The following is a 23,762-nucleotide window of genomic DNA, read 5'->3' as shown; positions in this document are numbered from 1 at the left end:
GCGGCCCATCGTGCGCTTGAAGCGCGCCCATGCACCTTTCCGATTTCGACTTCGACCTCCCCGAGGACCGCATCGCCCTGCGCCCGGCCGAGCCGCGGGACGCCGCGCGTCTGCTGGTCGTGCGCCCAGGCCAGCCTCTGGCCGACCACGTCGTCCGCGAACTGCCCGACTTCCTGCAACCGGGCGACGCCATGGTCTTCAACGACACCCGCGTGATCCCCGCTCGCCTGTCTGGCCTACGCGAGGGGCGCACGACGGGCGGCGCGGACGGCACGCCCGTCGCGGTCGAGGCGACCCTGCACCGCCGTCTCACGCCAGATCGCTGGAGCGCCTTCATGCGCCCAGGCAAGCGGCTGAAGGTCGGCGACCGCGTCGCGTTCGGCGGCCGCGACGATCGCGCCTGCGCGCTCGATCGCTTGGACGCCACGGTGGCGGAGAAGCATGAGGGCGGCGAAGTGGTCCTCGCTTTCGATCTCTCGGGGCCGGATCTGGATGTTGGCATCGCTCGGCACGGCGACATGCCGCTGCCGCCCTACATCGCCGCCAAGCGGGGCGAGGACGAGCGCGATCGCGCCGACTACCAGACCGTCTACGCGCGAGAGGACGGATCGGTCGCCGCCCCGACCGCCGGGCTGCACTTCACGCCATCGCTGCTGGAGGCTTTGAAGGCCAAGGGGGTTTCCACCCACTTCGTGACCCTGCATGTCGGAGCCGGGACCTTCCTGCCGGTCAAGACGGACGACGTCTCCGAGCACAAGATGCACGCCGAGTATGGCCAGGTGACGCGCGAAGTCGCCGACGCGCTCAACGCCGCTCGCGCCGCCGGCGGCCGGATCATCTGCGTCGGCACCACCAGCCTGCGCCTGCTGGAGAGCGCCACCGGCGAGGATGGCGTTGTGAAGCCCTTCGCCGACGAGACCGCGATCTTCATCACGCCCGGCTACCGCTTCCGCGCGGCCGACATTCTGATGACCAACTTCCACCTGCCCAAGTCGACGCTGTTCATGCTGGTCAGCGCTTTCGCCGGACGCGAGACGATGCGCGCGGCCTATGAGCACGCCATATCGACGGGCTATCGCTTTTATTCCTATGGCGACGGCAGCCTGCTGTTCCGCGCCGAGCCCGAGAGCCGCTGATGGCCGCGTTTCCTTTTGAGATCAAGGCCACAGACGGCAAGGCCCGCACCGGCGTGCTCAAGACGCCGCGCGGCGACATCCGCACGCCAGCGTTCATGCCTGTGGGCACGGCCGCGACGGTCAAGGCGATGACCGTCGACCAGGTCAAGGACACCGGCGCGGACATCATCCTGGGCAACACCTATCACCTGATGCTGCGGCCTTCCGCGGAGCGAGTGGCGCGGCTGGGCGGGCTGCACAAGTTTATGCGCTGGGACAAGCCGATCCTGACCGACAGCGGCGGCTTCCAGGTCATGTCGCTATCGGGGATCAGCAAGCTGACTGAGGACGCGGTGACCTTCTCCAGCCACGTCGACGGCTCCAAGCACGTGCTGACGCCCGAGCGCTCAATCGAGATCCAGGCCGACCTCCTGGGCAGCGACATCGTCATGCAACTGGACGAGTGCGTCGCCTGGCCGGCCGAGGAGGCGAGGGCGCGCAAAGGCATGGAGCTCTCCGCCCGTTGGGCCAAGCGATCCAAGGACGCTTTTGGGACGCGGGATAGCCAGGCCCTGTTCGGCATCCAGCAGGGCTCGACCTTCGAGAACCTGCGCCGAGAATCCTCCGAGAAGCTGCGGGAAATCGGCTTCGACGGCTACGCGATCGGCGGCCTCGCTGTCGGCGAGGGGCACACGGCGATGTGCGAGGTCCTGGACTACGCGCCGGGCCTGCTGCCCGAAGATCGACCGCGCTATCTGATGGGCGTAGGCAAGCCGATCGACCTGGTCGAGGCGGTGGCGCGGGGCGTCGATATGTTCGACTGCGTCCTGCCGACTCGCTCGGGCCGTCATGGCCAGGCCTGGACCTGGGACGGGCCGATCAATCTGAAGAACGCCAAGTACGCCGAGGATGACACGCCGCTGGACCCGACCAGCGACTGCCCGGCTAGCCGTGACTACTCCAAAGCCTATCTGCGCCACCTCTTCAAGGCCGAGGAGATCCTGGGCCAGGTGCTGCTGTCCTGGCATAACATCGCCTTCTTCCAGGCGCTCACGGCCGCGATGCGTGAGGCCATCGCCCAAGGTCGCTTCGAGCAGTTCCGCCGAGACTTCGCCGCCCGACACCTGGCCCAGTAGCAGGACCTAGGATGCGGGCCCCTTCGGCACGGTCGGCGCTTCCTCCTTGTGGATCGGGAAGCGCGGCTTGCGCGGGCCATAGGGATCGGGCGGCGGCGGCATGCCGGGATCGACGACGGGCGGCGGAGCCGGCGGCCGGTGCTGCGGCGTCGCCGGCGGATTGCAGCCTCGCGACTCTCCCAGCCCCTTCAGATAGGCCCGGCGAACGGCGCCTGAGGCCACGGCGCTCTGCACGAGCCTGTCGTGCCGTTCGGCGCCCGTCAGCTTGCGCACCCAGCCTCGGAACGGAATGATGTCCTGCGCGGCGCTGGCCATGGCGCCGAGGGCCGCCGAGCCGGCGGCCTTGCGGCCACGATCCATCAGGTCCTCATTTTCGTCGGCGGGAACACGGTCGAGGTCATCGCCGAGAGCCGCATCCAGCAAATTGACCTGTGCGACCAGGGTCGCGCAATCGGCCAAGCCCGGCCGCCTGTACGGATCATCCATTGCTTCCAGCAGGACGCGGGGGATTTTTGTGCGGATGACGTTCACGTCCCGGAGAGGCGCGGTCATGGCGCCGGTGATTCCGTCCTTGTTGGCTTCTGACGTGGATTTGACGCGCTGGTCCGCGTCAGGGGCGGGCGTATTCTGCTGAGCCGCCGAAGCGCCGCCAGCCGCCGCCACAGCCAGAAAGGCCACTAAAAGCAAGGTTTTACGCATGACTCACCCTAACCCGCTCACAGCTTTACCACTCTGGGCGGGAAAAACGGCGAAACCGTGCTTGCGGGTGGGACGACCCCCGACTATGGTCCGCGCCGCTTCCACCGGTCCCCGCCGGATCGTGAGCGGGCCGGTAGCTCAGTGGTAGAGCATTCGACTTTTAATCGAATGGTCCTGGGTTCGAGTCCCAGCCGGCCTACCACTCTCGAAACATCTCGAGATTTATTTCTAATAGACTAGTTGCTAGCGGCGCATTCGCTGGAGCGGTATTGTCCCGCATCCAGATTGAATGGTTAGTCGATGAACTGGTCAGCCCCCATTGTACTCGACATTCCTGCCGATGCGTCGGCCTGGATGCGTATCAAGACCTTCTTGGGTCACTATGATATACGCTTCTACCTTTCGCCCGGCGCCTATGTTGATGTCGGCGCCGGTTCGTTAGCCTGCATCCAGAATATCAAGCTCGTTCCCTCCGGCGAAGTTGGCAAACTCGGTGAGATCGGCAGGTTCTGTGAGATGCACGCGTCGGCGTTCATTCAAATGCGCGGCGAGCACGCCAACGATCAGCCGGTGAACATCTCTTTCACGGGCATGCCGATATTGGACGGCGTCTTTGAAAACCAAGGTCTGGAGGTCCTGACGCCGTTCTCGATTGGAAGCGGCGTCGTACTGTCGGCCTACGCACAAGTTCTCAGTGGCAGAACGGTTGGTGACGGGGTCGTGCTCGGCGCGTCTGCCGTTCTGACGCGCGACGCCGAGGCGCTGGGCGTTTATGCAGGCGTTCCTGCCCGCAAACTGCGTTCTCGAAGGCCCTTCGCACGATGGTGGGATTTCGACATAGCCTATCTGATGGCGAACAAGGAGCGGTTGCAGGAGATTGCCGCCGACGACGCGCGGCCGCATGTCTATCGCCAGCTCCGGCCCAGGTTCGTGCTGCGGAATGAAGGGAATTCTATAACGATCCAGGGGTTCTTAGACGGCGACGCCGTCAGGCCGATCGATCAAGCGCCACCCGCAGTCCATAGCTATATCGCTCAGGCCTTCGGGGCGACGAGTTCCTACTGGCTTGCTGATTGCTGGGCGCTCGCATAGGCGAAGCCAGTTTTTCTCCACACCCCATCCGCCTTTTCTCGTTTGCCCCATGGTCGTGGTAGAGATTTAAGCGGCTCAGTTTTCACGACGCCGCCGGGACCGTGTGCGGACCTGGCGCGTTCAGCCGTAACCTAGAGCCATGTGGCGAGCCCGGACCCTGGACGACGATCAGACGATGACCGCCGACACCGCCGAGCGCCGGCCGCCGGCCAAGCGACCGCTGTTTCGCCGCCGCTCGGCTATCCCAGGCTTTGGCCTCACCATGGGCGTGACGCTGACGGTCCTGTCGCTGATCGTGCTGATCCCGCTCTCGGCCGTCGTACTGAAGGCCGCTCAGCAATCTCCTGCGGAGTTCTGGACGGTCGCGACGTCTCAGCGCGCCATGGCGGCTTATCGCCTGACATTCGGCGCGGCGTTCGTAGCGGCGCTGGTCAATGGAATTTTTGGCGTGCTGACCGCCTGGGCCTTGGTCCGCTACGACTTCCCCGGCAAGACGGTCGTCAACGCCCTGGTCGATCTGCCCTTCGCCCTTCCCACCGCCGTGGCCGGCATCGCCCTGGCCACGCTCTATTCGCCCAACGGGTGGGTCGGGCAGTTCCTGACGCCGCTGGGCATCAAGGCCGCCTACAACCCGATCGGTGTGACCATCGCGCTGATCTTTATCGGCCTGCCGTTTGTTGTCCGCACGATCGAGCCGGTGCTGCGTGACGCCGCCGAGGACGTCGAGGAAGCCGCCGCCAGCCTTGGCGCGAGCCGGTTCGACACCATTCTCCGCATCGTCCTGCCGGCCCTGGCGCCCGCGTGGCTCACGGGCTTCGCCCTGGCCTTCGCGCGGGGGGTCGGCGAATACGGCTCGGTGATCTTCATCGCCGGCAACATGCCCTACAAGTCCGAGATCGCGCCGCTGCTGATCATCATCCAGCTGGAGCAGTTCGAGTACGCCCGGGCCGCCACGATCGCCGTCGTCATGCTGGCGGTCTCGTTCACGATGCTGCTGATCATCAACGCCATTCAAGCCTGGTCGCGGAGGTTCGCCTGATGAGCGCCGTTGCTCGGCGCCATCGCGGCGCCACCGAAGATCCGGCCTGGGCCAAGGCCCTGGTTATCGGGACCGTGATGGCGTTCCTGGCGCTCGTCTTGATCCTGCCCCTGATCGCGGTGTTCGCGGAGGCTCTGCGCAAAGGCCTGGATGCGGCCCTGGCAGCGGTCACCAACGCCGACGCCCTGGCGGCCGTGAAGCTGACCCTGATCACCGCCGCCATCGCCGTGCCGTTCAACGCAATCTTCGGCCTGTGCGCATCTTGGGCCGTCGCCAAACATGACTTCTGGGGCAAGCCGTTCCTGATCACCCTGATCGACCTGCCGTTCTCGGTCTCGCCGGTCGTCGCGGGTCTGATCTACGTGCTGGTCTTCGGTCTGCAGGGCTGGATGGGCGAGTGGCTGCTCGACAACGACCTGAAGATCATTTTCGCCGTGCCGGGTATCGTGCTGGCCACCATTTTCGTAACGTTCCCCTTCGTGGCCCGCGAACTGATCCCGCTGATGCAGGAGCAGGGGAACAGCGAGGAAGAGGCTGCGGTCTCGATGGGAGCGGGCGGCCTCTATACCTTCTGGCGGGTCACCGCCCCGAACGTTCGCTGGGGCCTGCTGTACGGCGTTCTGCTGTGCAACGCCCGCGCCATGGGCGAGTTCGGCGCGGTGTCGGTCGTCAGCGGCCACATCCGGGGCCTGACCAACACCATGCCGCTGCACGTCGAGATCCTCTACAACGAATACGACTTCGTCGGCGCCTTCGCGGTCGCGGCTCTTCTCTGCCTGCTGGCGGTGGTGACCCTCGTTTTGAAGACGGCGCTCGAAGTCGCCCAGCCCGACGTTCGCGCCGGGCGTGGCGGACACTGAACGGACTGAACGGCTCATGACCATTTCCATCCGCTCCGTCGAAAAGAAGTTCGGTCGGTATCCGGCGCTGAACAAGGTCGACCTCGAGATCGCCGATGGCGAACTGCTGGCGCTGCTGGGGCCGTCGGGCTCGGGCAAGACGACGCTGCTGCGCACGATCGCGGGCCTGGAGTTTCCTGACGAAGGCCAGGTGCTGTTCCATGGCGAGGATGTCACCTACGCCTCGGCCGCGGCGCGCCGCGTGGGCTTCGTGTTTCAGCAGTACGCGCTGTTCAAGCACATGACGGTGGCCAAGAACATCGCGTTCGGCCTGGACGTGCGGAAGGGCAAGGACAAGCCCTCCAAGATCGAGATCGCCAAGCGAGTTGAGGACCTCTTGAAGCTGGTCGAACTCGAGGGCCTGGGCCAACGCTATCCGTCTCAGTTGTCGGGAGGCCAGCGCCAGCGCGTTGCTCTGTCCCGCGCCCTGGCGGTCCAGCCTAGCGTGCTGCTGCTCGACGAGCCGTTCGGCGCCTTGGACGCCACGGTCCGAAAGTCGCTGCGCCGCGAGCTGCGCCGCGTGCACGACGCCACGGGCGTAACCACCATTTTCGTCACCCACGACCAGGAAGAGGCCCTTGAACTGGCCGACCGGGTCGCGATCCTGAATCGGGGAAGTATCGAGCAGATCGGGACGCCCGACCAGGTGCACGATCAACCGGCCTCGGCCTTCGTCTGCGGCTTCGTGGGCGAAGCCAACAGCTTCGCGGGAGAGGTCAGCAGCGGCCGGTTCAGCGCAGGCGCATTGGCGCTGCCGGCGTCGGGCGTCCCCGATGGCGCGGCGACGGCCTATGTTCGCCCGCACGACTTCGTGCTCGACGACGCCGGTTTCGAGGTGCGTGTGGACCGCGCTCACATCCAAGGCGCTCTGACGACCGTGAACGCGACGACCCTCGACGGTCGCCGGATCGAGATCAGCGCCTCGCGCGCCGAGGCCGCGCGTTTCCAGGGCGCTGTGCGTGTCGCCGCTCGCAAGGCCCACGTCTACGCCGCCTAGGTCAGCTGATCGCTGCAAAACCCGGTTTGGTGAACGCTCCGCTGGCGGCAGACGAATTATCAAGGCTTACGGTACAATCTCTCGCCGACTCGGCAGGAGTTTGAAGGTCGTATGTCCATGGTCGAGCCCTCGGGCGCGGAGCGTCGCGCGCATCCTCGGATGCCAGCGGCGCGCAAAATCTACATCGTCGATGATCCGCGCTCGTGGAAGTGCTCGCTGCTCGATATCGCCGAGCGCGGCGCGCGCCTGTCGACGGCCGGAATCACGCCGCCTCCGGACCGGTTCATCTTCGTGGACGCCGGTGGTCGGCGCGTGCACCTGGCCGAGGTCGTCTGGCGCTCGTCCGTCGAGGCGGGTGTGCAGTTCCTGGAAACTGGCCGCATCGGTCCGCGCGCTGGCGGCGCCGCGGGCGCGCTGGACATCGCCAGGCGCTTTGCGGCCACGCTTCCAGCCTGACGCTCAGCGGCGGCCGAAACGCCGCCGCGCCTATTGCTGCTGTTGCTGCTGCTGTTGGTGGGTGTCCTCGCGGACAGCGGTCGGCCGACGACGGCCGCCGGCGAAGTTCGGGCGCGCCATGCGCAGGAATTCCGGCTCGGCCATGGCCGCACGGGCGCGGCGAACACTGACCCCCACCGCCAGCTGGCTTTCCGCATCACCCTTGTAGACCCCGCGCGAGGGCGTCACATCGGCGTAGTCGCGGCCCACGGCGACCGCGACGTGCCGCTCGCCGGCCATCATGTTGTTGGTCGGGTCGAAGCCGACCCAGCGTAGGCTGGGCAGGAACACCTCCACCCAGGCGTGGGTGGCGTCGGGATCGGATCGATCGCCAGCGTCTCGGTCAGTGAACAGATAGCCCGAGACATAGCGCGCCGGCACGCCCCAGTTGCGGCACACCGCCAGCATGATGTGGGCGAAGTCCTGGCAAACCCCGCGGCCAGCGCTGAGCGCCAGATCAATGGGGCTGTCGGCGTCGGTGACGCCCGGCTGGTACTCGAACGCGTTGTAGATGGTCTCCGACAGCGTGCGCACGGCGGTCAACGGATCCTTGCGCCTGAGGGCCTCGAGGTCATGCTCGTCGACGAACGTCTGTAGCGCTTCCGTGGTCTGGACAAAGCCGTGCGGCCGCAGGAAGTCGAAGCACTCGCCGCGCACGAATTCGCTGCGCATCCGGTCCCATTCGCCCATGTCGAGGCGGTCCGGGCGCTCGGCCGGCGGTTCGGTCTCGACCGCCGAGCGCGCCACGATGGTCAGCTTGTCGTGGGGTTGGGGGACGTCGAAGTGATAGACCGCGTTGCCGAAGCTGTCGGCGTAGGAGAACACCTGGGCGGCGGGCTCAAGGTCCAGCTCGAAGCTGACCAGCCGCTGACGCGCGGTCTTCTGGGGCTGCATCCACAGCTCCATCAGGCTTTCCCGCACCGGGCGCTCGTAGTGGTATTGGGTGACGTGGCGGATTTCGAGCAACAAGGCGGTGAACCCCTAGGCCGGCAGACGCATTTCGAGCGGATAGGCCACGAACGTTTCGTAGATCGCTTCGTGGATGCTGGCGCACTCGTTGACCACGGTGGTCAGTAGCGGTCCGGCGCCGACGGCCTTCAGCTCGTCGACATCGGCATATTGCAGGCGCGCCTTCAGGCGGCCGGCCAGGCGTTCGGGGCCGGCCCGTTCACCGGCGGACACGCTGCGGGTCAGGGCCGTCAGGTGCTGCTCGATCTGGGCTGTCGCGAAGCGGATGGAGCGGGGGAAGTCCTCGTCGAAGACCAGGAACTCCAGGATGTGCCTGGGCTCGATCTCGGCCGTGTAGACCCGCAGATAAGGCTCGAGCGCGCAGGCCATGCGCAGCACGCTGACCAGCGCCACGTGGTCGTCCAGCCGTCCGTGGCGCGGCGAGTCAGCGAAGCACACCTCCAGGAGGCGCGAGACCAGCTGGGCGCGCTCCATGTAGATGCCCAGCATCATGAACCGCCAGCTTTCGCCATGGCTCATCGTGGTGTCTGCCGCGCCTTTGAAAAGGTGCAGGTCGGCGATCACGTCGTGCAGGAAGGTGGACGAGCTGTCCGAGAATTCCTTGCCCGCGCGTGGGTCGGTGACCTTCAGGTAGAGCAGGTTCAGCCGCTCCCATGTCTCGGTCGTGATCTGGTCGCGCACCTGGCGGGCGTTCTCGCGCGCGCGGGCCAGAGACGAGACGACGGAGTTCTGGTCCTGGCGATCCAACACCAACGTCCGAGCCGCCTCGAACGACGCGACGCCCGCGCCGTCGCCCGGTTCTCCGACGGCGGCCATGGCGATCCAGACCGCGTGCGCGCCGGCGTCGGTCTGATCGAGCGTCGCGTTCAGCATCACGCTGGACAAGCGCGAAAGATGCTCGGCGCGTTCGATGTATCGGCCCAGCCAGTAGAGGCTGTCGGCCACCCTCGCGAGCATCATGGACGGGCGCTCCCGTTGGCGGGGCCTTGATCGTCGGCGAGCACCCAGGTGTCCTTGGAGCCGCCGCCCTGGCTGGAATTGACCACCAGCGAGCCGCGCTTCAGCGCCACGCGGGTGAGGGCGCCCGGCGTGACGATCGTCTTCTCACCCGACAGGATGAAAGGGCGAAGATCGACGTGGCGAGGCTCGATGCGGCCGTCGACCAGGCACGGCGCGGTCGATAGCTGGATGGTCGGCTGGGCGATGTAGTTCTCCGGGTCGGCCTTGATCGCCTCGGCGAAGGCCTCGCGCTCGGCTTGGCTGGCGTGCGGACCGACCAGCATGCCGTAGCCGCCCGACGCGCCCACCGCCTTGACCACCAGCTTGTCGAGGTTGGCCAGCACGTGCTGCAGCTGGCGCGGCTCGCGGCACAGGAAGGTCTCGATGTTGGGCAGGATGGCGTCCTCGCCCAGGTAGTATCGAATGATGTCGGGGACATAGGCATAGACGGCCTTGTCGTCCGCGACGCCGGTGCCCGGCGCGTTGCAGATCACCACGTTGCCCGCGCGGTAGGCGTTGAACAGGCCAGCAGCGCCGAGCGAGGAGTCGCGCCGGAAGGTCAGCGGATCGATGAAGTCGTCGTCGACCCGGCGATAGATCACATCCACGCGGCGCAGGCCGGTCGTGGTGCGCATGTAGACCATGTTCTCGTGCACCACGAGGTCGCGGCCCTCGACCAGCGGCACGCCCATCAGGCGGGCCAGATAGGCGTGCTCGTAATAGGCGCTGTTGTAGACGCCGGGCGTCAGCACCACGACCTGCGGGTTCGAGCGCCAGTCGGCGGTCATGCTCTTCAGCGTGGCCAGCAGCAGGTCGGGATAGCGCTCGACCGGCCGCACCCCGGCGGCGCGATAGGTGCCCGGGAAGGTCCGCTTGGCCGCGTCCCGGTTGGCCAGCATGTAGGACACGCCGGAGGGGACTCGTAGATTGTCCTCAAGCACCGCGAACTGGCCGTCCTGGCAGCGGATCAGGTCGCTGCCGCAGACATTGGCGTAGGCCTTGTGCGGCACATAGAGGTGCTGCATCTCGCGGCGATACGAGGGCGCGCCCAGCACGAGTTCGCGCGGCACGACCCCGTCCATCAGGATCTGCTGGTCGCCGTAGATATCGTCCAGGAACAGGTTCAGCGCGCGCAGGCGCTGTGTGAGGCCTGCTTCGATCCTTGCCCATTCGGCGGCGGGGATGATGCGGGGGAAAAGGTCGGTCGGGATGATCCGTTCGGTCGTGTTCTCAGCGCCGTAGACCGTGAAGGTGATGCCCTGCAGCAGGAACGACCGTTCCAGCGTGCGCTGACGTCCGGCCAACTCTTCGGCGCCCAGAGTCGACATCCGGGCGTGCAGCGGATCGTAGTGCGTCCGAACGTCGCCTTCGGCGGTGAACATCTCGTCGTAGGCGACGCCGGGAAGATAGGCGGCCTCCGTCATCGGCAGGGTTGGGGCTTCCGCCAAGGTCTGGGTCATCCCCGCCATGCTCTTTTCCAGGCCCATTTTTCGCCTTGAGACCGTCTTCGTCTTGCTCGTGGCGCCGAGGCGTCCGTGGAGGGACTCTAGAGCGTCGCGGCCATGAAGGTCGAGGGATTCAGCGCGCGCCGAGCCTTTGCGCACGACTGCCTAGCATTTGGGCGCCTCGTGGTCGCTTTGGGAAGCGGCGTTCGCGGACGATCTAGTGCATTTCCGATCGTGACACGAGCGCTACCCGAGACTACAGCAGGGTTGGGGGCGCATCGCGCGGGGAATGATAACTAGTGCTTGGGCGAACTTCCCTGGCCTTGACGGCAATGGCCTGGCTCACGGCGTCGGCGGCTTGGGCCGACGAACCGATGGCCCAGATTCAGGGTGTTGAAGACAAAACCCTTCGCGAAACCATCCAGCGGGCGCTGACTCAATCCAAGAATCCCGCCCAGAGCCGCGCCGAAGCGCGTCGCAGGGCGCGTCAGGCGGGCGAGGACGTCATCGCCGTCCTACGCGCCGAAGGCTACTACGCCTACACCGTCGAGCCCGACGTCCTGGACGGCGAGCCGCCGCGCGCTGTGGTCAAGGTCACGCCGGGACCTGTCTTCGTGCTCGCCGATCCCAAGATCGACTGGGCGGGTGAGCCGCCGGACGAGGGCACGCGGCAGCGGGCGGCGGCGGCCATGCGCTTGACGGCCGGCGAGCCCGGCCGAGCCGCCGATGTCGTCGGCGCCGAGGGACGCGTCGTCGCCCAGGTGGCCAAGCTCGGCTACGCCGACGCCGAGGCGCAACCGCGCGAGGTCATCGTCGACCATGCCGATCACACCGTCCGCCCGTCCTACAAGATTGTCGCGGGGGAACTCGTCCATCTGGATGGCGTCGAGGTCGTGACCAAGGGGCGCACCAACCCCGCGTGGGTGGGGCGGCTCGCGCCATGGGTGGTGGGCGATGTCTACGACCCCGAAGACGTCGCTGAACTGGAGCGTCGTCTTCGGGACACCAGCGTCTACGACTCGATCTCTGTCGCGCTGGCTGGGCCGGATAAGGCGACCGCCGAGGGGTTCCGCCCTGTGGTCGTCACCTTGGCGGATCGCCGCGCCCGGACGCTCGAATTGAGCGCGGGCTACTCGACCAGCGAAGGCGCCGGCGTGGACGCAAAGTGGATCCGCTACAATCGGCTGAAACGCGCGGACACGACGACCTATTCGCTCCGCTTCGCCAAGCTGGAACAGAGTGTCGGCGCGGAGGTCTCACTGCCGCATTGGCGTCGTCCGCAGCAGACCTTGAAGCTGAGCAGCTCGCTCTTCCGCAACGACACCGACGCCTATAACGAAACCGGCGCGCGGGTGGGCGTTGATCTGACGAAGCGCCGGCAGACGACCGCCTATCGAACCTTCGGGGTGTCGCTGGATCTGTCTCAGACCAAGGAGCAGGTAAGCCAAAACGGCTCCGTGGCCGGCCGCAAGCTCAACCTGGCGACGGTGGCGGGCCTCGCCGCCTACGCCTGGGATTTTTCCGACAACATCCTCGACCCGAAGCGCGGTTGGAGGCTCGAGGCTCGAGGCGAGCCCACCTACGTCTTGGGCGACACGTCCTTGCCATACCTGAAGCTGACGACGCAGGGCTCGGCTTATATCCCGATCGGAAAACAAGCGAGCACGGTGCTGGCTGGCCGCCTGAAACTCGGCGCCATTCTCGGCGGCGGCATTCCCGAAGTGCCGGCGGCTCGGCGCTTCTATGCGGGCGGCGGCGGCTCCGTACGGGGCTACGCCTATCAAGCCATCGGACCACGTCTGTCCGACAACACCCCGCAGGGCGGCGTCTCCCTGGTCGAAACGTCGTTCGAGCTTCGTCAGAAGATCACCCAGCGCTGGAGCGGCGTGGCCTTTATCGACGCTGGGGCGATCGGTACTCATGAGACGCCGCAGCGCGAGGATTTCCGGGCGGGGGCTGGCCTTGGCGTTCGATATGATCTGGGCTTCGGACCGATCCGCGCCGACGTCGCCGTTCCGCTAGGGAGGCGGGCCGGCGACCCTGCATTCCAGGTCTATCTCAGCATCGGGCAAAGCTTTTGAGCGGCGAGCACGACAAGCCTGATCTAGCGGACACGGTCGCGCAGGCGGCGGAAGTCGCCAGCGAGACCGCCGTCAAGGCGGCCAAGAAACTTGGCTGGGGCGGCGCGGTTCTGATCGCCGCGGCGATCCTGGCGACCATCCTCGTGGTGATGGCGGGCGGTCTGCGCCTGGCGCCGATCACGCCTCAGGGGAGAATGTTCCTGGAGGCCCGCGCCTCTGGGCTTAAGCTGGGGCGGATCGGCAAGCTCCACATCGAAGGGCTGTCCGGCGATATCTGGAAAGACTTCGGTGTTCGGCGGCTGACCATTTCCGACGAGAAGGGCGTCTGGCTGGAGGCGCATGACCTGCGCGTGGCCTGGCGAGCCACGGAGCTGTTCGGCCGTCGCTTCCACGCCGAGCGGATCGACGCCCGCGACGTGATCGTGCTGCGCCGCCCGACCCTGGGCCCCAAAGGCAAGTCGAGCGCGGCGCCGGTCTCGGTGGACCTCGACGCCTTCGCTTTCCGCTTGGTGACCAGGCCCGCGTTCAGCGGGCGCGCCGGCGATTTCGACGTGGCCGGCGACTACGAAATGGCGCGTCGTGGCGGCCAGAAGGGCAAGATGGCGGTGGCTTCACGCCTGCACGCTGGCGACCATCTGACCCTCGATTTCGATCTGGGACGCTCCAAGACCCTGCACCTGACCGCCGACGCGATGGAGGCCAACGGCGGCGCCATCGCGGGCGCGCTCGGCTTGCCCGCCGACCGTCCGTTCGACCTGAAGGCCAAGGCCGACGGGACCGTCAGCCAAGCGGCTTTCACCGTTTTGGCGAAGTCAGGCGACGACACGCCGCTCGACGCCAGCGGCGCCTGGACGCCCGACGGCGGTTCGGCGCGAGGTCGGCTCGATCTCGGCGCCTCGCGTCTCACCCAGCGGCTCGAGCGGATGTTCGGGACGCAGGCCAACTTTACGATCGACGGCAAGAAGGCGACCGACGACGGGCTCTCGGCCCTGACCCTGGACGTTCGCGCTGACAACCTGACGCTTCAAGCGCGTGGCTTGGCCGACCTCGCCAAGCGTCGCACCGGACCAGACGGCTTGGCCTTCACCGCCCGCATCGGCGCGCTGAAGAGGATCGTCTCGATCCCGCAGATGGGGCAGGGGCTGGCCGAAGGGGTGTTCCGACTGGAGCAGGGCGGCTTCTCGGTGGAGGGGACCGCGGACGTCGCGGACCTGGAGTTGCTGGGCTACCGCCTGAAGCGCGCGAAGGGCCCTGCGGTGGTGCGTTGGGCCAAGGGGGAGCTGGAGATCAAGGCCCAGGCCACCTCCTCGGGCGGCGGTGGCACGGGCCTGCTGGCCGTGCTGGGGGCGAGTCCGAAGGCGACGTTCGAAGGCGCCCGGGTCAAGGGCGGTCGCTTCCTGATCCGCTCGGCCCGCATCGACGCGCCGAACCTGATCGTGACGGGCAAGGGCGAGCGCGGCGTGCTCGGCGGCCTATCCTTTGACGGCGAGATGAAGGTGGCCAGCCTGGGTCCGGTGCGATCAGGGGCGATGGGGTCGCTCAACGCCAAATGGACGGCCTCCAGCTTCGCCGGTCGCCCGTGGACCTTCAGCGTCGACAGCCGCGCCGCGAACTTCGCGACCGGTTACGCGGAGATCGACCGTCTCCTGGGCGCGACGCCGCGCCTGGACGGCAAGGCCAGCTGGAACCAAGGCGTGCTGACGGTCGCCGAGGCCCGCCTGGAGGGGGCGGCCGCCAACGCCAGAACTTCGGGCAAGCTCGGTAAGGGGCTCTCGCTCGACTTCGATCTGGATTGGACCGCGACAGGCCCGTTCCGCGCCGGGCCGGTCGAAGTGGCTGGCAAGGCCAGCGGCGATGGCAAGATCGGCGGCGTGCTCTCGGCCCCCAAGGCTGAGTTGAACGCCGATTTCGACTCCATAGACCTGCCGAACCTGCAACTGACCAAGGCGCGACTAAGCCTCGTCTTCGCGCGCGGGACCAACGCCACGGACGGCACGGCGGCGCTTCAAGCCCAAAGCGCCTATGGGCCGGCGCGGGGGCGAACGGCCTTCCGGTTCTCGCCTGGCGGAATCGAGCTGACCGACCTCGATGTCGACGCGGGCGGGGCCAAGGCGCGCGGCGCGATGTCGCTCCGGAGCGGCTTGCCGGCGACGGCGGATCTGACAGTGGCCATTGGGCCGGGCGCTTTCCTGCCGCAGGGACAGGTCAGGGGCTCCGCCCGCCTCGTCGATGCGCCGGGCGGCGGCGCGGCCAACGCGACGCTGGACCTTACCGCGCAGGAAATCAGTTTTGGCGGCTGGAAAGTTCGGACGGCGGCGATCAAGGCGGACGGACCGCTTTCCCGCCTGCCTCTGTCGATCGACGCGCGGGGTGACGCCCCTAACGGCCGCTGGCGCTTGGGCGGTTCGGGCGAATTGGCGCAAACGGGCCGCGTCTACGACCTGACCCTGAACGCCTCCGGGCGTCTCGGGAGAACCGAGATCAAGACCAACGAGCCAGCCAAGCTCCGGTTTGGCGATGGCCCCACCCAAGCGCGCCTGAGGCTGGCGATCGACAAGGGCCGAGCGGACATCGATGCGGACCTCGGCGGCGCGACGGCCATGCTGAAGGCCGAACTGGCGGGCGTGACTCTGACCGCCTTCAATCCGGACTTGGACGGCGACATCGACGGCGCTTTCAATCTGCGCGGGCAGGGCGACAACCTGGGCGGCGATTTCACCATGCGCCTGTCCAATGCTCGTGAACGTGGCGCCAAGGTCGAGCAGTCTCTGGACGCCAAGATCCATGGCGACCTGACCGACAGCCAGCTGACCATCGTCGCCGACGGCGACAACCGGCAGGGGCTCAAGGCCGAGGCCAATCTCGTCCTGCCGGTCGAGGCCTCCGCCAAGCCGCTGCGGCTGGTGATCAACAAGAAGCGCGGCGTGCAGGGCCGGTTCTCCGCCCAGGGCGAGCTCAAGCCATTGTGGAACCTGCTGATGGGGGCGGACCGCTCGCTGTCGGGACGCATCAACCTGCAGGCCAGCCTGGGGGGCACGCTCGCCGACCCGCGCCTGCTGGGCACGGCGACGCTCGACAACGGCGGTTTCGAGGACGGCCAGACGGGCCTTCGCCTGCGGAATGTGACCCTCCGCTCATCCATGGCCGATAACGCCATCGACGTCCTACAAGCGATCGGCGAGGACGGGCAGGGCGGTTCGATCTCCGGCGCCGGGCGCATCAGCCTGGCGCGCGACGGCGTCGGCAGCTTCAAGCTCGACATGAAAAGCTTCCGCCTGATCGACAACGATCTGGCGTCGGCGGTGGCGACCGGCTCGGCGACGGTCAACCGCTCGGCGGACGGCAAGATCAAGCTGGCGGGGGCGGTGACCCTCGATCGCGCCGATGTTTCGGCGCAGACCAAGACGCCGGCGGGCGTGGTGGCGATGGACGTGGTCGAACGCAACAGACCGCAGGATCTGGATCAGGGGCTTCAGCGCCGCCCGACCACCGGCGGGATGATCCTGGATCTCGATCTGAAGGCGCCGCGCCGCGTCTTCGTTCGGGGAAGAGGCCTGGACGTCGAGCTCTCCCTGGACGCCCATGTTGGCGGCACATCCCTGGCGCCGGCGCTGAGCGGCGTCGCTCGCGTCGTCCGGGGGGCGAGTACGACTTCGCCGGCAAGCGCTTCGAATTCGACGACGACGGAACAGTGTATCTATCGAGCCAGCTCGACCGCATCCGTCTGGACCTCTCGGCGACGCGCGAAGACACCTCGCTGACGGCCGTCGTCCAGATCAAGGGAACGGCCGCCAAGCCCGAGATCACCCTGACATCGAAGCCCGAACTGCCGAGCGACGAGGTGCTGAGCCAGGTGCTGTTCGGTTCGTCGGCCGCCCAGCTGTCGCCGATCGAGGCCGCGCAGCTGGCGTCGGCGCTAGCGTCCCTGGCCGGCGGCGGCGGCTTTGACGTGATCGGCAACCTGCGCAGTTTCGCGCGGCTCGACCGCCTGGCCTTCGCCGAAGGCGCCACGGGCATGACCGTGGCCGGCGGCAAGTACCTCACCGACGACGTCTATCTCGAGATCATCGGCGGCGGCCGTGAAGGTCCCGCCGCCCAGGTCGAATGGCGTATTCGGCGGACACTGTCGCTGGTTTCGCGGATTGGCGGCCAAAATGACGCCCAGCTGTCGGTGCGCTGGCGAAAGGACTACTGAATAGGCGTGGGGCTTGCGCGACGTTTCGAACTCGGTTCGAAATAGGCGCGCTCCAGCAAGGCTGTTGCGCGGGCCCTCGGTTACCTCGCTCGAGGTAAGCACGATTTGCCCGCGGCCCTTGGTTATTGTGACTGAGGGAGGACAGGCTTTTCATGCGTCTCGATTCAGAAGACCGCGCCGTTCTGGACCATATCGCGCAGAACGGCGGCCACATCGTCGACCGCGCCGTCGGCTGGTGTGCCATCAATTCCGGCAGTCGGCATCTCGCGGGTCTGGAACGCCAGAGGCAGGCGCTGCTGGACGCGGCCGCGAGCCTGCCCTCGGCCCCGGTCGAAATCCCCTTGAGCCCTTCGCGCGAGGTGGCCGCCGATGGTCGCGAGACCGAACTCGTCCATCCGCCTTCCCTCGCGGTGATCGTCCGCCCAGAAGCGCCTATCCAGGTTGTGCTGACTGGGCACTACGACACCGTCTATCCCGAAACGAGCGCTTTCCAGCAGGTGCGCACGCGCCCCGATGGCGCGCTCCACGGGCCCGGGATCGCCGACATGAAGGGCGGCATATCGGTGATGCTGGCGGCGCTGGAGGCGTTCGAGCGCCACCCCGCGGCCGCCAACCTCGGCTACCGAGTCCTGCTTTCACCCGACGAGGAGATCGGCTCCATCGCTTCGGCGCCCGTGCTCTCCGACTTCGCCCGCCGAGGCCATGTCGGCCTGACTTACGAGCCGGCGCTGGCCGACGGGGCGTTGGCCTCTGCGCGCAAGGGGTCGGGCAACTTCCACATCGTCGTCCATGGCCGCGCCGCGCATGCCGGTCGCGACTTCGCCGCCGGACGCAACGCGGTGATCGGCGCGGCCCGGATCGCGGAGTCGCTGCACGGGCTGAATGGCCAGCGCGATGGCGTGACCGTCAACGTCGCCCGTATCGACGGCGGCGCGCCGCTGAACATGGTGCCGGACGTGGCGGTGGTGCGCTTCAACGTCCGTTTCCCGGAGGCGCAGGCGGCGGCGTGGTTCGAGAGCGAAGTCGCTCGCATCGTCGCCGAAACCGGCGATGATCTGCAGGCTCATCTGCACGGCGGGATCACCCGCGGCGCCAAGCCGTTCAACGTCGCCCAGCAGCGCCTGTTCGGGGCGATCAAGGATGTGGGCGCGCTCCTGGGACAGGAGGTCGCCTGGAAGCCTTCCGGCGGCGTCTGTGAAGGCAACAACCTATTCGCCTCCGGGCTGCCGAACGTCGACACCTTGGGCGTACGGGGTGGCGACATCCACAGCGAGGCCGAACACGCCTGGCCCGAGAGCTTTGTCGAGCGGGCGCAGCTTTCGGCCTTGATCCTGGCGAAGCTAGCCGACGGCGAAATCGACGCACGGGCGATCCACGCCGCCATGACCATCATGGGGGAGACCCACTGAATGCTCGTTGTTCGTCCCGCAGGACTCGCCGACTTCGACTCCCTGATGGAACTGGCCGTGCTCTCGGGCCGCGGTTTCACCAGCTTGCCGGAGGACGAGCCGACGCTGCGCGCGCGCCTGGCGCTCTCGGAGGCCAGCTTCCAGTCCGGGGTCGCGCCGCCCGAGGCCTGGTACACCCTGATGCTGGAGGACCTCGACACCGGCTCCGTCGAAGGCGTGGCCGGGGTCAAGGCGGGGGTGGGCGTGAAGCGACCGTTCTTCTCATTCCGTGTCGTGACGCTGGCGCAGTCTTCGCCAACGCTGGAGATGCGCTTCGACCACAAGGCCCTGGTGCTGGTGAACGAGTGCGCCGGCTGGTCCGAGGTCGGTTCGCTGTTTCTGCGCCCCGAGAAGCGCAAGGGCGGGGCGGGGCGGCTCTTGGCGCAGTCGCGGTACATGCTTATCGGCATCGAGCCGCAGCGCTTCGCTGAAATGGTGCTGGCCGAACTGCGCGGCTGGTTCGACGAGGACGGTCGCTGCCCCTTCTGGGAGCATGTCGCGCACAAGTTCTTCCGCCTCGGCTTTGACCAGGCCGACCTGATGAGCGCTTCCACCGACGGGCAGTTCATCCTGGACCTGGCGCCGCGCCACCCGATTTACACCGAGCTTTTGCCCGAGGAGGCGCGTGACGTGATCGGCCGTGTCCACCGCGACGGCGAGGCGGCCCGGGCCATGCTGGAGCGCGAGGGTTTCCGCTACCAGGGGCTGGTCGACCTGTTCGACGCCGGGCCGACCGTGGCCTGTCCGCGCGACGACATCCGCACCGTGCGTGACTCAAAGCGGCTGCGGGTCAAGCTTGGCGAGGATGCATTCGGCGAAGAGGCGCTGATCTCGACGGGCGACGTGGCGCGGTTCCGGGCGATCCGGGCGCCGGTGCTGATCGACGGCGATGCGGCCATCCTCGGGCGCGAGGCTTTGGACGCGCTCGGCGTCTGCGAAGGCGAAGTGGTGCGGGTGAAGGCATGAGCGGGTTCATCGACGGCAAGTGGCGCTCCGGGCAAGGTCCGGAGCTGATCTCGACCGACCCGGCGACGGGGGACGCGGTCTGGCGCGGCGCGACCGCGACCGAGGCGGACGTCGGCCAAGCCGTCCAGGCCGCTCGGCGCGCCTTTTCCGACTGGGCCGACCGCCCTCGCGAAGAGCGGATCGCGGTTCTCCGTCGCTACAAGGAGGTGCTGGTCGAGCGCGCCGCCGCCTTCGCCGAGGCCTTGAGCCGCGAGACCGGTAAGGCGCTGTGGGAAACCAAGGCCGAGCTGGGCTCGATGGCCGGCAAGGTGGACCTGTCGATCAAGGCCTACGATGAGCGGACCGGCGTCACCGAGAACGCCATGCCATTCGGCCGCGCCGTGCTCCGTCACCGAGCCCATGGCGTCATGGCGGTGCTGGGACCGTTCAACTTCCCGGGCCATCTGCCCAATGGTCATATCGTGCCGGCGCTGTTGGCTGGCGACACGGTGGTGTTCAAGCCGTCCGAAGAGACGCCTCTGGCTGGACGGCTGATGGTCGAGGCGTTGGAGGCGGCCGGCGTTCCGGCCGGCGTCGTGAACCTCGTGCAAGGCGGTCGCGAGACGGGGCAGGCGCTTATCAACCAGGAGATCGATGGCCTGCTGTTCACCGGCTCCGCGGCGGCCGGGGCCTTCTTCCGTCGACACTTCGCCGATCGGCCCGACGTCATCCTGGCGCTGGAGCTGGGCGGCAACAATCCTCTCGTGGTCTGGGACGCCGACGACGCCGAGGCGGTCGCGGCCCTGGTCGTGCAGTCGGCCTATATCACCACCGGCCAGCGCTGCTCGTGCGCCCGTCGCCTGATCGTGCCGGACGGCGCTTTCGGGAAGGCCGTGATCGAAGCGACGGCGGCGATGGCCGATCGCCTGACAATCGGTCCCTGGAGCAGTGAGAACGAGCCCTTTATGGGACCATTGATCTCCTCCCGCGCGGCCGAGTCCGCTCGCGCCGCAGCCCAGAGGATGGGCGGCGATCACATCCGGGTCCTCGGACCTGCGGAGGGACTAAGCGGCGCGTTCGTCACGCCCGGCCTAGTTGACGTCACCGGTCTCGAGACGCCCGACGAGGAGCTGTTCGCGCCGTGGCTTCAGGTGCGCCGGGTGTCCAATTTCGACGATGCTCTGAAGGCCGCCAACGCCACGCGCTATGGCCTTTCGGCGGGGCTTATTTCCAATGAGTCAAAGCATTGGGACAAATTTCTCAACCGCATTCGAGCGGGAGTAGTGAACTGGAACCGGCCGACGACTGGCGCGGCCGGCTCGATGCCGTTCGGCGGCTTGGGCGCCTCAGGCAATCATCGGCCCAGCGCCTACTACGCCGCCGACTATTGCGCCTATCCAGTCGCGAGTTTCGAGGCGGAGGGTGTCGCCAATACAATAAAGGATATCAAGGGTTTGCGCCCATGATCTCCGCCTGCGAGGCCAATTGCGACGGTCTGGTCGGCCCCACCCACTCCTATGTCGGCCTTTCCCCGGGCAACCTCGCCAGCACACGCAACGCCGGTGAGGTCTCGAACCCGCGCGGGGCCGCGTTGGAGGGGCTGGCGAAGATGCGCCGGCTCTACGATCTGGGCCTGCCGCAGTTCGTTCTCCCACCGCATGAGCGGCCTGCCGTTGGCTTCCTGAAGTCGATCGGTTTTTCCGGCGCGGACGAGGTGGTGCTCGAAGACGCGTGGAAGGTCGCTCCAGCCCTGGCGGCCGCGGCCTGCTCGGCCTCCTCGATGTGGGCCGCCAACGCCGCCACCGTGACGCCCAGCGCCGACGCCGCAGACGGTCGGGTTCATCTCTCGCCGGCCAATCTACTAACCAACCTGCATCGCAGCCTCGAGGGCGAGCAGACGACCCGCGCCCTGCGGCGGCTGTTCCCTGACGAGCAACGGTTCGCCGTCCACGACCCGCTGCCGGCCCAACCGCATTTCGCCGACGAGGGCGCGGCCAATCATGTGCGGCTCTGCGCCAAGCAGGGCGCGCCGGGGGTCAACCTGTTTGTCTGGGGGCGCGAAGCCTGGGAGCATTGGAACGGAGCGTTTCCGGCCCGCCAGACACGCGAGGCGTTCGAGGCGATCCAGCGCCGTCACGGCGCCGCGCGCTCGATCTTCCCGCGCCAGGCCAAGGCCGCGATCGCGGGCGGCGCTTTCCACAATGACGTCGTCTGCGTCGGCACGCGCGAGTGCCTGTTCTTCCACGAGCGGGCCTTCGAGGATCGGGGGCTGATGGAGCGCGAAGTCAGGGCGGCCGCCGAGGGTCTGTTCGAGCCGACCTTCGTCGAGGTTTCCGAAGCCGACTTGCCGATGGCCGACCTCGTCGCGAGCTATCTGTTCAATTCGCAGCTGCTGGTCGTTCCGGGCGAGGATCGTCTGTTGCTGCTCGCGCCCGTCGAGACGCGCGACAACCCGCGGGCCCACGCCGTGGCCGAAGGGCTTGCGGCGTCGAACGGACCGATCGGTCGCGTCGAGTACGTCGATGTCCGCCAGAGCATGCGCAACGGTGGCGGGCCCGCCTGCCTGCGGTTGCGCGTGGTCCTGACGGAGGATGAGCTGGCCGCGGCCAATCCCGCCCAGCGTTTCATGCCAGGTCTGCACACGACCTTGGCTGCCTGGGTGGAGCGCCGCTATCGCGACCGCCTGGCGCCCAATGACCTCGCTGACCCGCTGCTGCTGACCGAGAGCCGCGAGGCGCTCGACGAGCTGACTCAGATTTTGGATCTGGGCGGCGACTTCTATCCGTTTCAGAGGGTCTCTTGAGCGTCACGATCCGCGCCGCCACGCTGGCGGACAGAGAGGCTATCGTCGCCCTGCACAAGGCCGCCGCCGTGACGCCCGGCGCTCTGGCGCGCGCGCCCGAGGAGGTGACGCCGGCCTATGTCGAGGGCGCGATCGGGAGTGACGTCTGTCTTGTGGCGGTCGAGGCCGACGGTTTCGTCTGCGGTGAGATCCACGCCAAGCGCGAGACGGTCGCGCTGTTCGCACACGTGCTGGGAAGCCTCACGGTGGCGGTTCATCCAGAACGGCAGGGGCGCGGAATCGGCTCGAAGCTGTTCGAGGCTCTGATCGCCTGGGCCAAAGCCGCGCAGCCGCCAATCCTACGTCTCGAGCTTGCGGCCGGAGCGGGTAATCCGGGCGCGATCCGGCTGTACGAGCGGCTGGGCTTCAAGCATGAAGGCCGGCAGGTCGCGCGGGGGCGGCTACCGGATGGCCGCTTCGAGGACGACATCCTCATGGGAATGTTGCTGCTCTAGCCGCGCAGGGCCGCCAGGGCGTCGGGAAAGCGGCGGGAGAGGGGCGCCTCCAACTCGCCCATTTCGACGGCGTAGTCGCCGGAGCCTTCGGGCTTAAGGCCCGTGACCCGGGCCTTATTGACGATCCACGACTTGTGGGTCCTCACAAAGCCATGGTGGGCGAGGCTTTCCAGCGCCGCGCCGAGCGAGGATCGCGTCAGGGGGCGTCGACCGTCGGCGAGAATGAACTCGACATAGTTGCCGGCCGAGCGGACGGCGGTGATCTCCGCCACCGGAACACGGATCAGCCGGGCGCCGTCTTGGATATCGAAAACAGCGGGTGGGGCGGACTCGGCCATTGGCGGCCGGTAGCCGCCACGCTGCATGGCCAGCCAGTAAATGATCGAGGCCAGGCCGTAGGCCATCATGTCCTTACGGAACTCGTAAGGGAACTCCGTCGCCAGGGGACCGAACCTGTAGTGGCTGTCCAGGATCACGACGTAGCTCAGTTCACGCAACGCGATGAAGCCCGCGACGTGGAGAACCGAATACGCGAACACCGCCGCCAAATGCGCGGGCAGGGCGATCCACCAGCGGGGGCGGACGCGCACCATCCAGAACGCCATGGCCGCCGGTATTGAGAAGATAAGTAATGTGACCAGGGCGCTGTCTGACCTCCCAGATCGCGGGCCTTAGGAGGCCCAGGTCTGGCGCGTCGTGCTGGATGGTCAGGACGTTGACGACGCATATGAAGATGATCAGACAAGCGCCCAATAGCCACGCGCGGCTGAGCCACAGGCGTTCTTCACCGGTCATCCCGAAAAAGCCGCCGGTCGTCCCGGATCCTTTTCCGGTTGTCCCCGTCGCCGGCCGCTGATCCCCCGACGCTTGGCCTTCCGGAACGGCGCGGAGCAGATGCTTGGCGTTGCTTT

Annotated in this window: 18 protein-coding genes, 1 tRNA gene and 1 pseudogene; 15 read left to right on the top strand and 5 right to left on the bottom strand. The window is 67.3% G+C overall.

The annotated features are described in order from the left end of the window. Positions 1-29: 29 nt before the first annotated feature. Both queA and tgt read left to right on the top strand, forming a co-directional pair. Positions 30-1,136 (top strand): tRNA preQ1(34) S-adenosylmethionine ribosyltransferase-isomerase QueA, encoded by a 1,107-nt coding sequence (gene queA, locus CSEG_RS13115; protein WP_013079720.1) that lies wholly within the window; start codon positions 30-32, stop codon positions 1,134-1,136. Continuing rightward, on the top strand, positions 1,136-2,251 hold the full coding sequence (tgt, locus tag CSEG_RS13110; RefSeq protein WP_013079719.1) for a tRNA guanosine(34) transglycosylase Tgt: 1,116 nt from the start codon (positions 1,136-1,138) through the stop codon (positions 2,249-2,251). The genes queA and tgt overlap by 1 nt, the downstream gene beginning before the upstream one ends. 6 nt (positions 2,252-2,257) lie before the next feature. On the opposite strand, the gene CSEG_RS13105 is transcribed toward tgt, so the two are convergent. Beyond that, the gene (locus CSEG_RS13105) at positions 2,258-2,950 is read right to left on the bottom strand and encodes a hypothetical protein (RefSeq protein WP_013079718.1); all 693 of its coding nucleotides are present in this window, start codon (positions 2,948-2,950) and stop codon (positions 2,258-2,260) included. 127 nt (positions 2,951-3,077) lie between these two features. Between CSEG_RS13105 and CSEG_RS13100 the strand changes: the two genes are divergently transcribed. From CSEG_RS13100 to CSEG_RS13075, 6 genes are all read left to right on the top strand, one after another. Continuing rightward, positions 3,078-3,152: transfer RNA gene (locus tag CSEG_RS13100), tRNA-Lys, on the top strand. A 98-nt stretch (positions 3,153-3,250) separates the two neighbouring features. Then, the gene (locus CSEG_RS13095; RefSeq protein ID WP_041538302.1) at positions 3,251-4,042 is read left to right on the top strand and encodes an LbetaH domain-containing protein; all 792 of its coding nucleotides are present in this window, start codon (positions 3,251-3,253) and stop codon (positions 4,040-4,042) included. 175 nt (positions 4,043-4,217) lie between these two features. Continuing rightward, a complete protein-coding gene (gene cysT / locus CSEG_RS13090; RefSeq protein ID WP_053463822.1) occupies positions 4,218-5,081 on the top strand; it encodes a sulfate ABC transporter permease subunit CysT in 864 nt (287 codons plus the stop codon). Continuing rightward, positions 5,081-5,941, top strand: coding sequence for a sulfate ABC transporter permease subunit CysW (gene cysW / locus CSEG_RS13085; protein WP_013079715.1), 861 nt, complete (start codon positions 5,081-5,083; stop codon positions 5,939-5,941). The genes cysT and cysW overlap by 1 nt, the downstream gene beginning before the upstream one ends. Before the next feature lie 16 nt (positions 5,942-5,957). Beyond that, the gene (locus CSEG_RS13080) at positions 5,958-6,977 is read left to right on the top strand and encodes a sulfate/molybdate ABC transporter ATP-binding protein (protein ID WP_013079714.1); all 1,020 of its coding nucleotides are present in this window, start codon (positions 5,958-5,960) and stop codon (positions 6,975-6,977) included. 111 nt (positions 6,978-7,088) lie between these two features. Further along, complete coding sequence (locus tag CSEG_RS13075) at positions 7,089-7,433, top strand: PilZ domain-containing protein (protein WP_013079713.1); 345 nt, start codon at positions 7,089-7,091, stop codon at positions 7,431-7,433. 30 nt (positions 7,434-7,463) lie between these two features. Here the strand turns inward: CSEG_RS13075 and CSEG_RS13070 are convergent, their stop codons facing one another. The 3 genes from CSEG_RS13070 to CSEG_RS13060 are packed head-to-tail and all read right to left on the bottom strand — an operon-like array spanning position 7,464 to position 10,909. Then, positions 7,464-8,441, bottom strand: a complete 978-nt coding sequence (locus tag CSEG_RS13070; protein ID WP_013079712.1) for a transglutaminase family protein — start codon at positions 8,439-8,441, stop codon at positions 7,464-7,466. Positions 8,442-8,453: 12 nt separating this feature from the next. Continuing rightward, on the bottom strand, positions 8,454-9,401 hold the full coding sequence (locus CSEG_RS13065) for an alpha-E domain-containing protein (protein ID WP_013079711.1): 948 nt from the start codon (positions 9,399-9,401) through the stop codon (positions 8,454-8,456). Continuing rightward, positions 9,398-10,909 (bottom strand): circularly permuted type 2 ATP-grasp protein, encoded by a 1,512-nt coding sequence (locus CSEG_RS13060; protein ID WP_083778474.1) that lies wholly within the window; start codon positions 10,907-10,909, stop codon positions 9,398-9,400. The genes CSEG_RS13065 and CSEG_RS13060 overlap by 4 nt, the downstream gene beginning before the upstream one ends. Positions 10,910-11,217: 308 nt before the next feature. On the opposite strand from CSEG_RS13060, the gene CSEG_RS13055 reads away from it, so the two are divergent. The 7 genes and pseudogenes from CSEG_RS13055 (at position 11,218) to CSEG_RS13025 (ending at position 22,851) form a co-directional block, all read left to right on the top strand. Beyond that, entirely contained in the window at positions 11,218-12,966 is a 1,749-nt protein-coding gene (locus CSEG_RS13055; protein WP_013079709.1) for an autotransporter assembly complex protein TamA, read from the top strand. 110 nt (positions 12,967-13,076) lie between these two features. After that, positions 13,077-17,161, top strand: a pseudogene (locus CSEG_RS13050) (translocation/assembly module TamB domain-containing protein). 152 nt (positions 17,162-17,313) lie between these two features. After that, entirely contained in the window at positions 17,314-18,570 is a 1,257-nt protein-coding gene (locus CSEG_RS13045; RefSeq protein ID WP_013079708.1) for a hydrolase, read from the top strand. Beyond that, positions 18,571-19,575 (top strand): arginine N-succinyltransferase, encoded by a 1,005-nt coding sequence (locus CSEG_RS13040; RefSeq protein ID WP_013079707.1) that lies wholly within the window; start codon positions 18,571-18,573, stop codon positions 19,573-19,575. Further along, entirely contained in the window at positions 19,572-21,020 is a 1,449-nt protein-coding gene (gene astD, locus CSEG_RS13035; protein ID WP_013079706.1) for a succinylglutamate-semialdehyde dehydrogenase, read from the top strand. Before CSEG_RS13040 ends, astD begins: the two co-directional genes overlap by 4 nt. Further along, entirely contained in the window at positions 21,017-22,357 is a 1,341-nt protein-coding gene (locus tag CSEG_RS13030; RefSeq protein WP_013079705.1) for an N-succinylarginine dihydrolase, read from the top strand. The genes astD and CSEG_RS13030 overlap by 4 nt, the downstream gene beginning before the upstream one ends. Next, entirely contained in the window at positions 22,354-22,851 is a 498-nt protein-coding gene (locus CSEG_RS13025; RefSeq protein WP_013079704.1) for a GNAT family N-acetyltransferase, read from the top strand. Before CSEG_RS13030 ends, CSEG_RS13025 begins: the two co-directional genes overlap by 4 nt. Here the strand turns inward: CSEG_RS13025 and CSEG_RS23340 are convergent. Next, positions 22,848-23,456 carry a LytTR family DNA-binding domain-containing protein gene (locus tag CSEG_RS23340; RefSeq protein WP_244264905.1) on the bottom strand — a complete coding sequence of 203 codons (609 nt, stop codon included), beginning with the start codon at positions 23,454-23,456 and terminating at the stop codon, positions 22,848-22,850. The genes CSEG_RS13025 and CSEG_RS23340 overlap by 4 nt on opposite strands. Positions 23,457-23,762: the final 306 nt, after the last annotated feature.

Source organism: Caulobacter segnis ATCC 21756 (assembly GCF_000092285.1).
In the GTDB taxonomy this organism is placed as follows: domain Bacteria; phylum Pseudomonadota; class Alphaproteobacteria; order Caulobacterales; family Caulobacteraceae; genus Caulobacter; species Caulobacter segnis.
The sequence above is the reverse complement of the archived record's forward strand: the minus strand, read 5'-3'. Positions and strand labels throughout refer to the sequence as shown.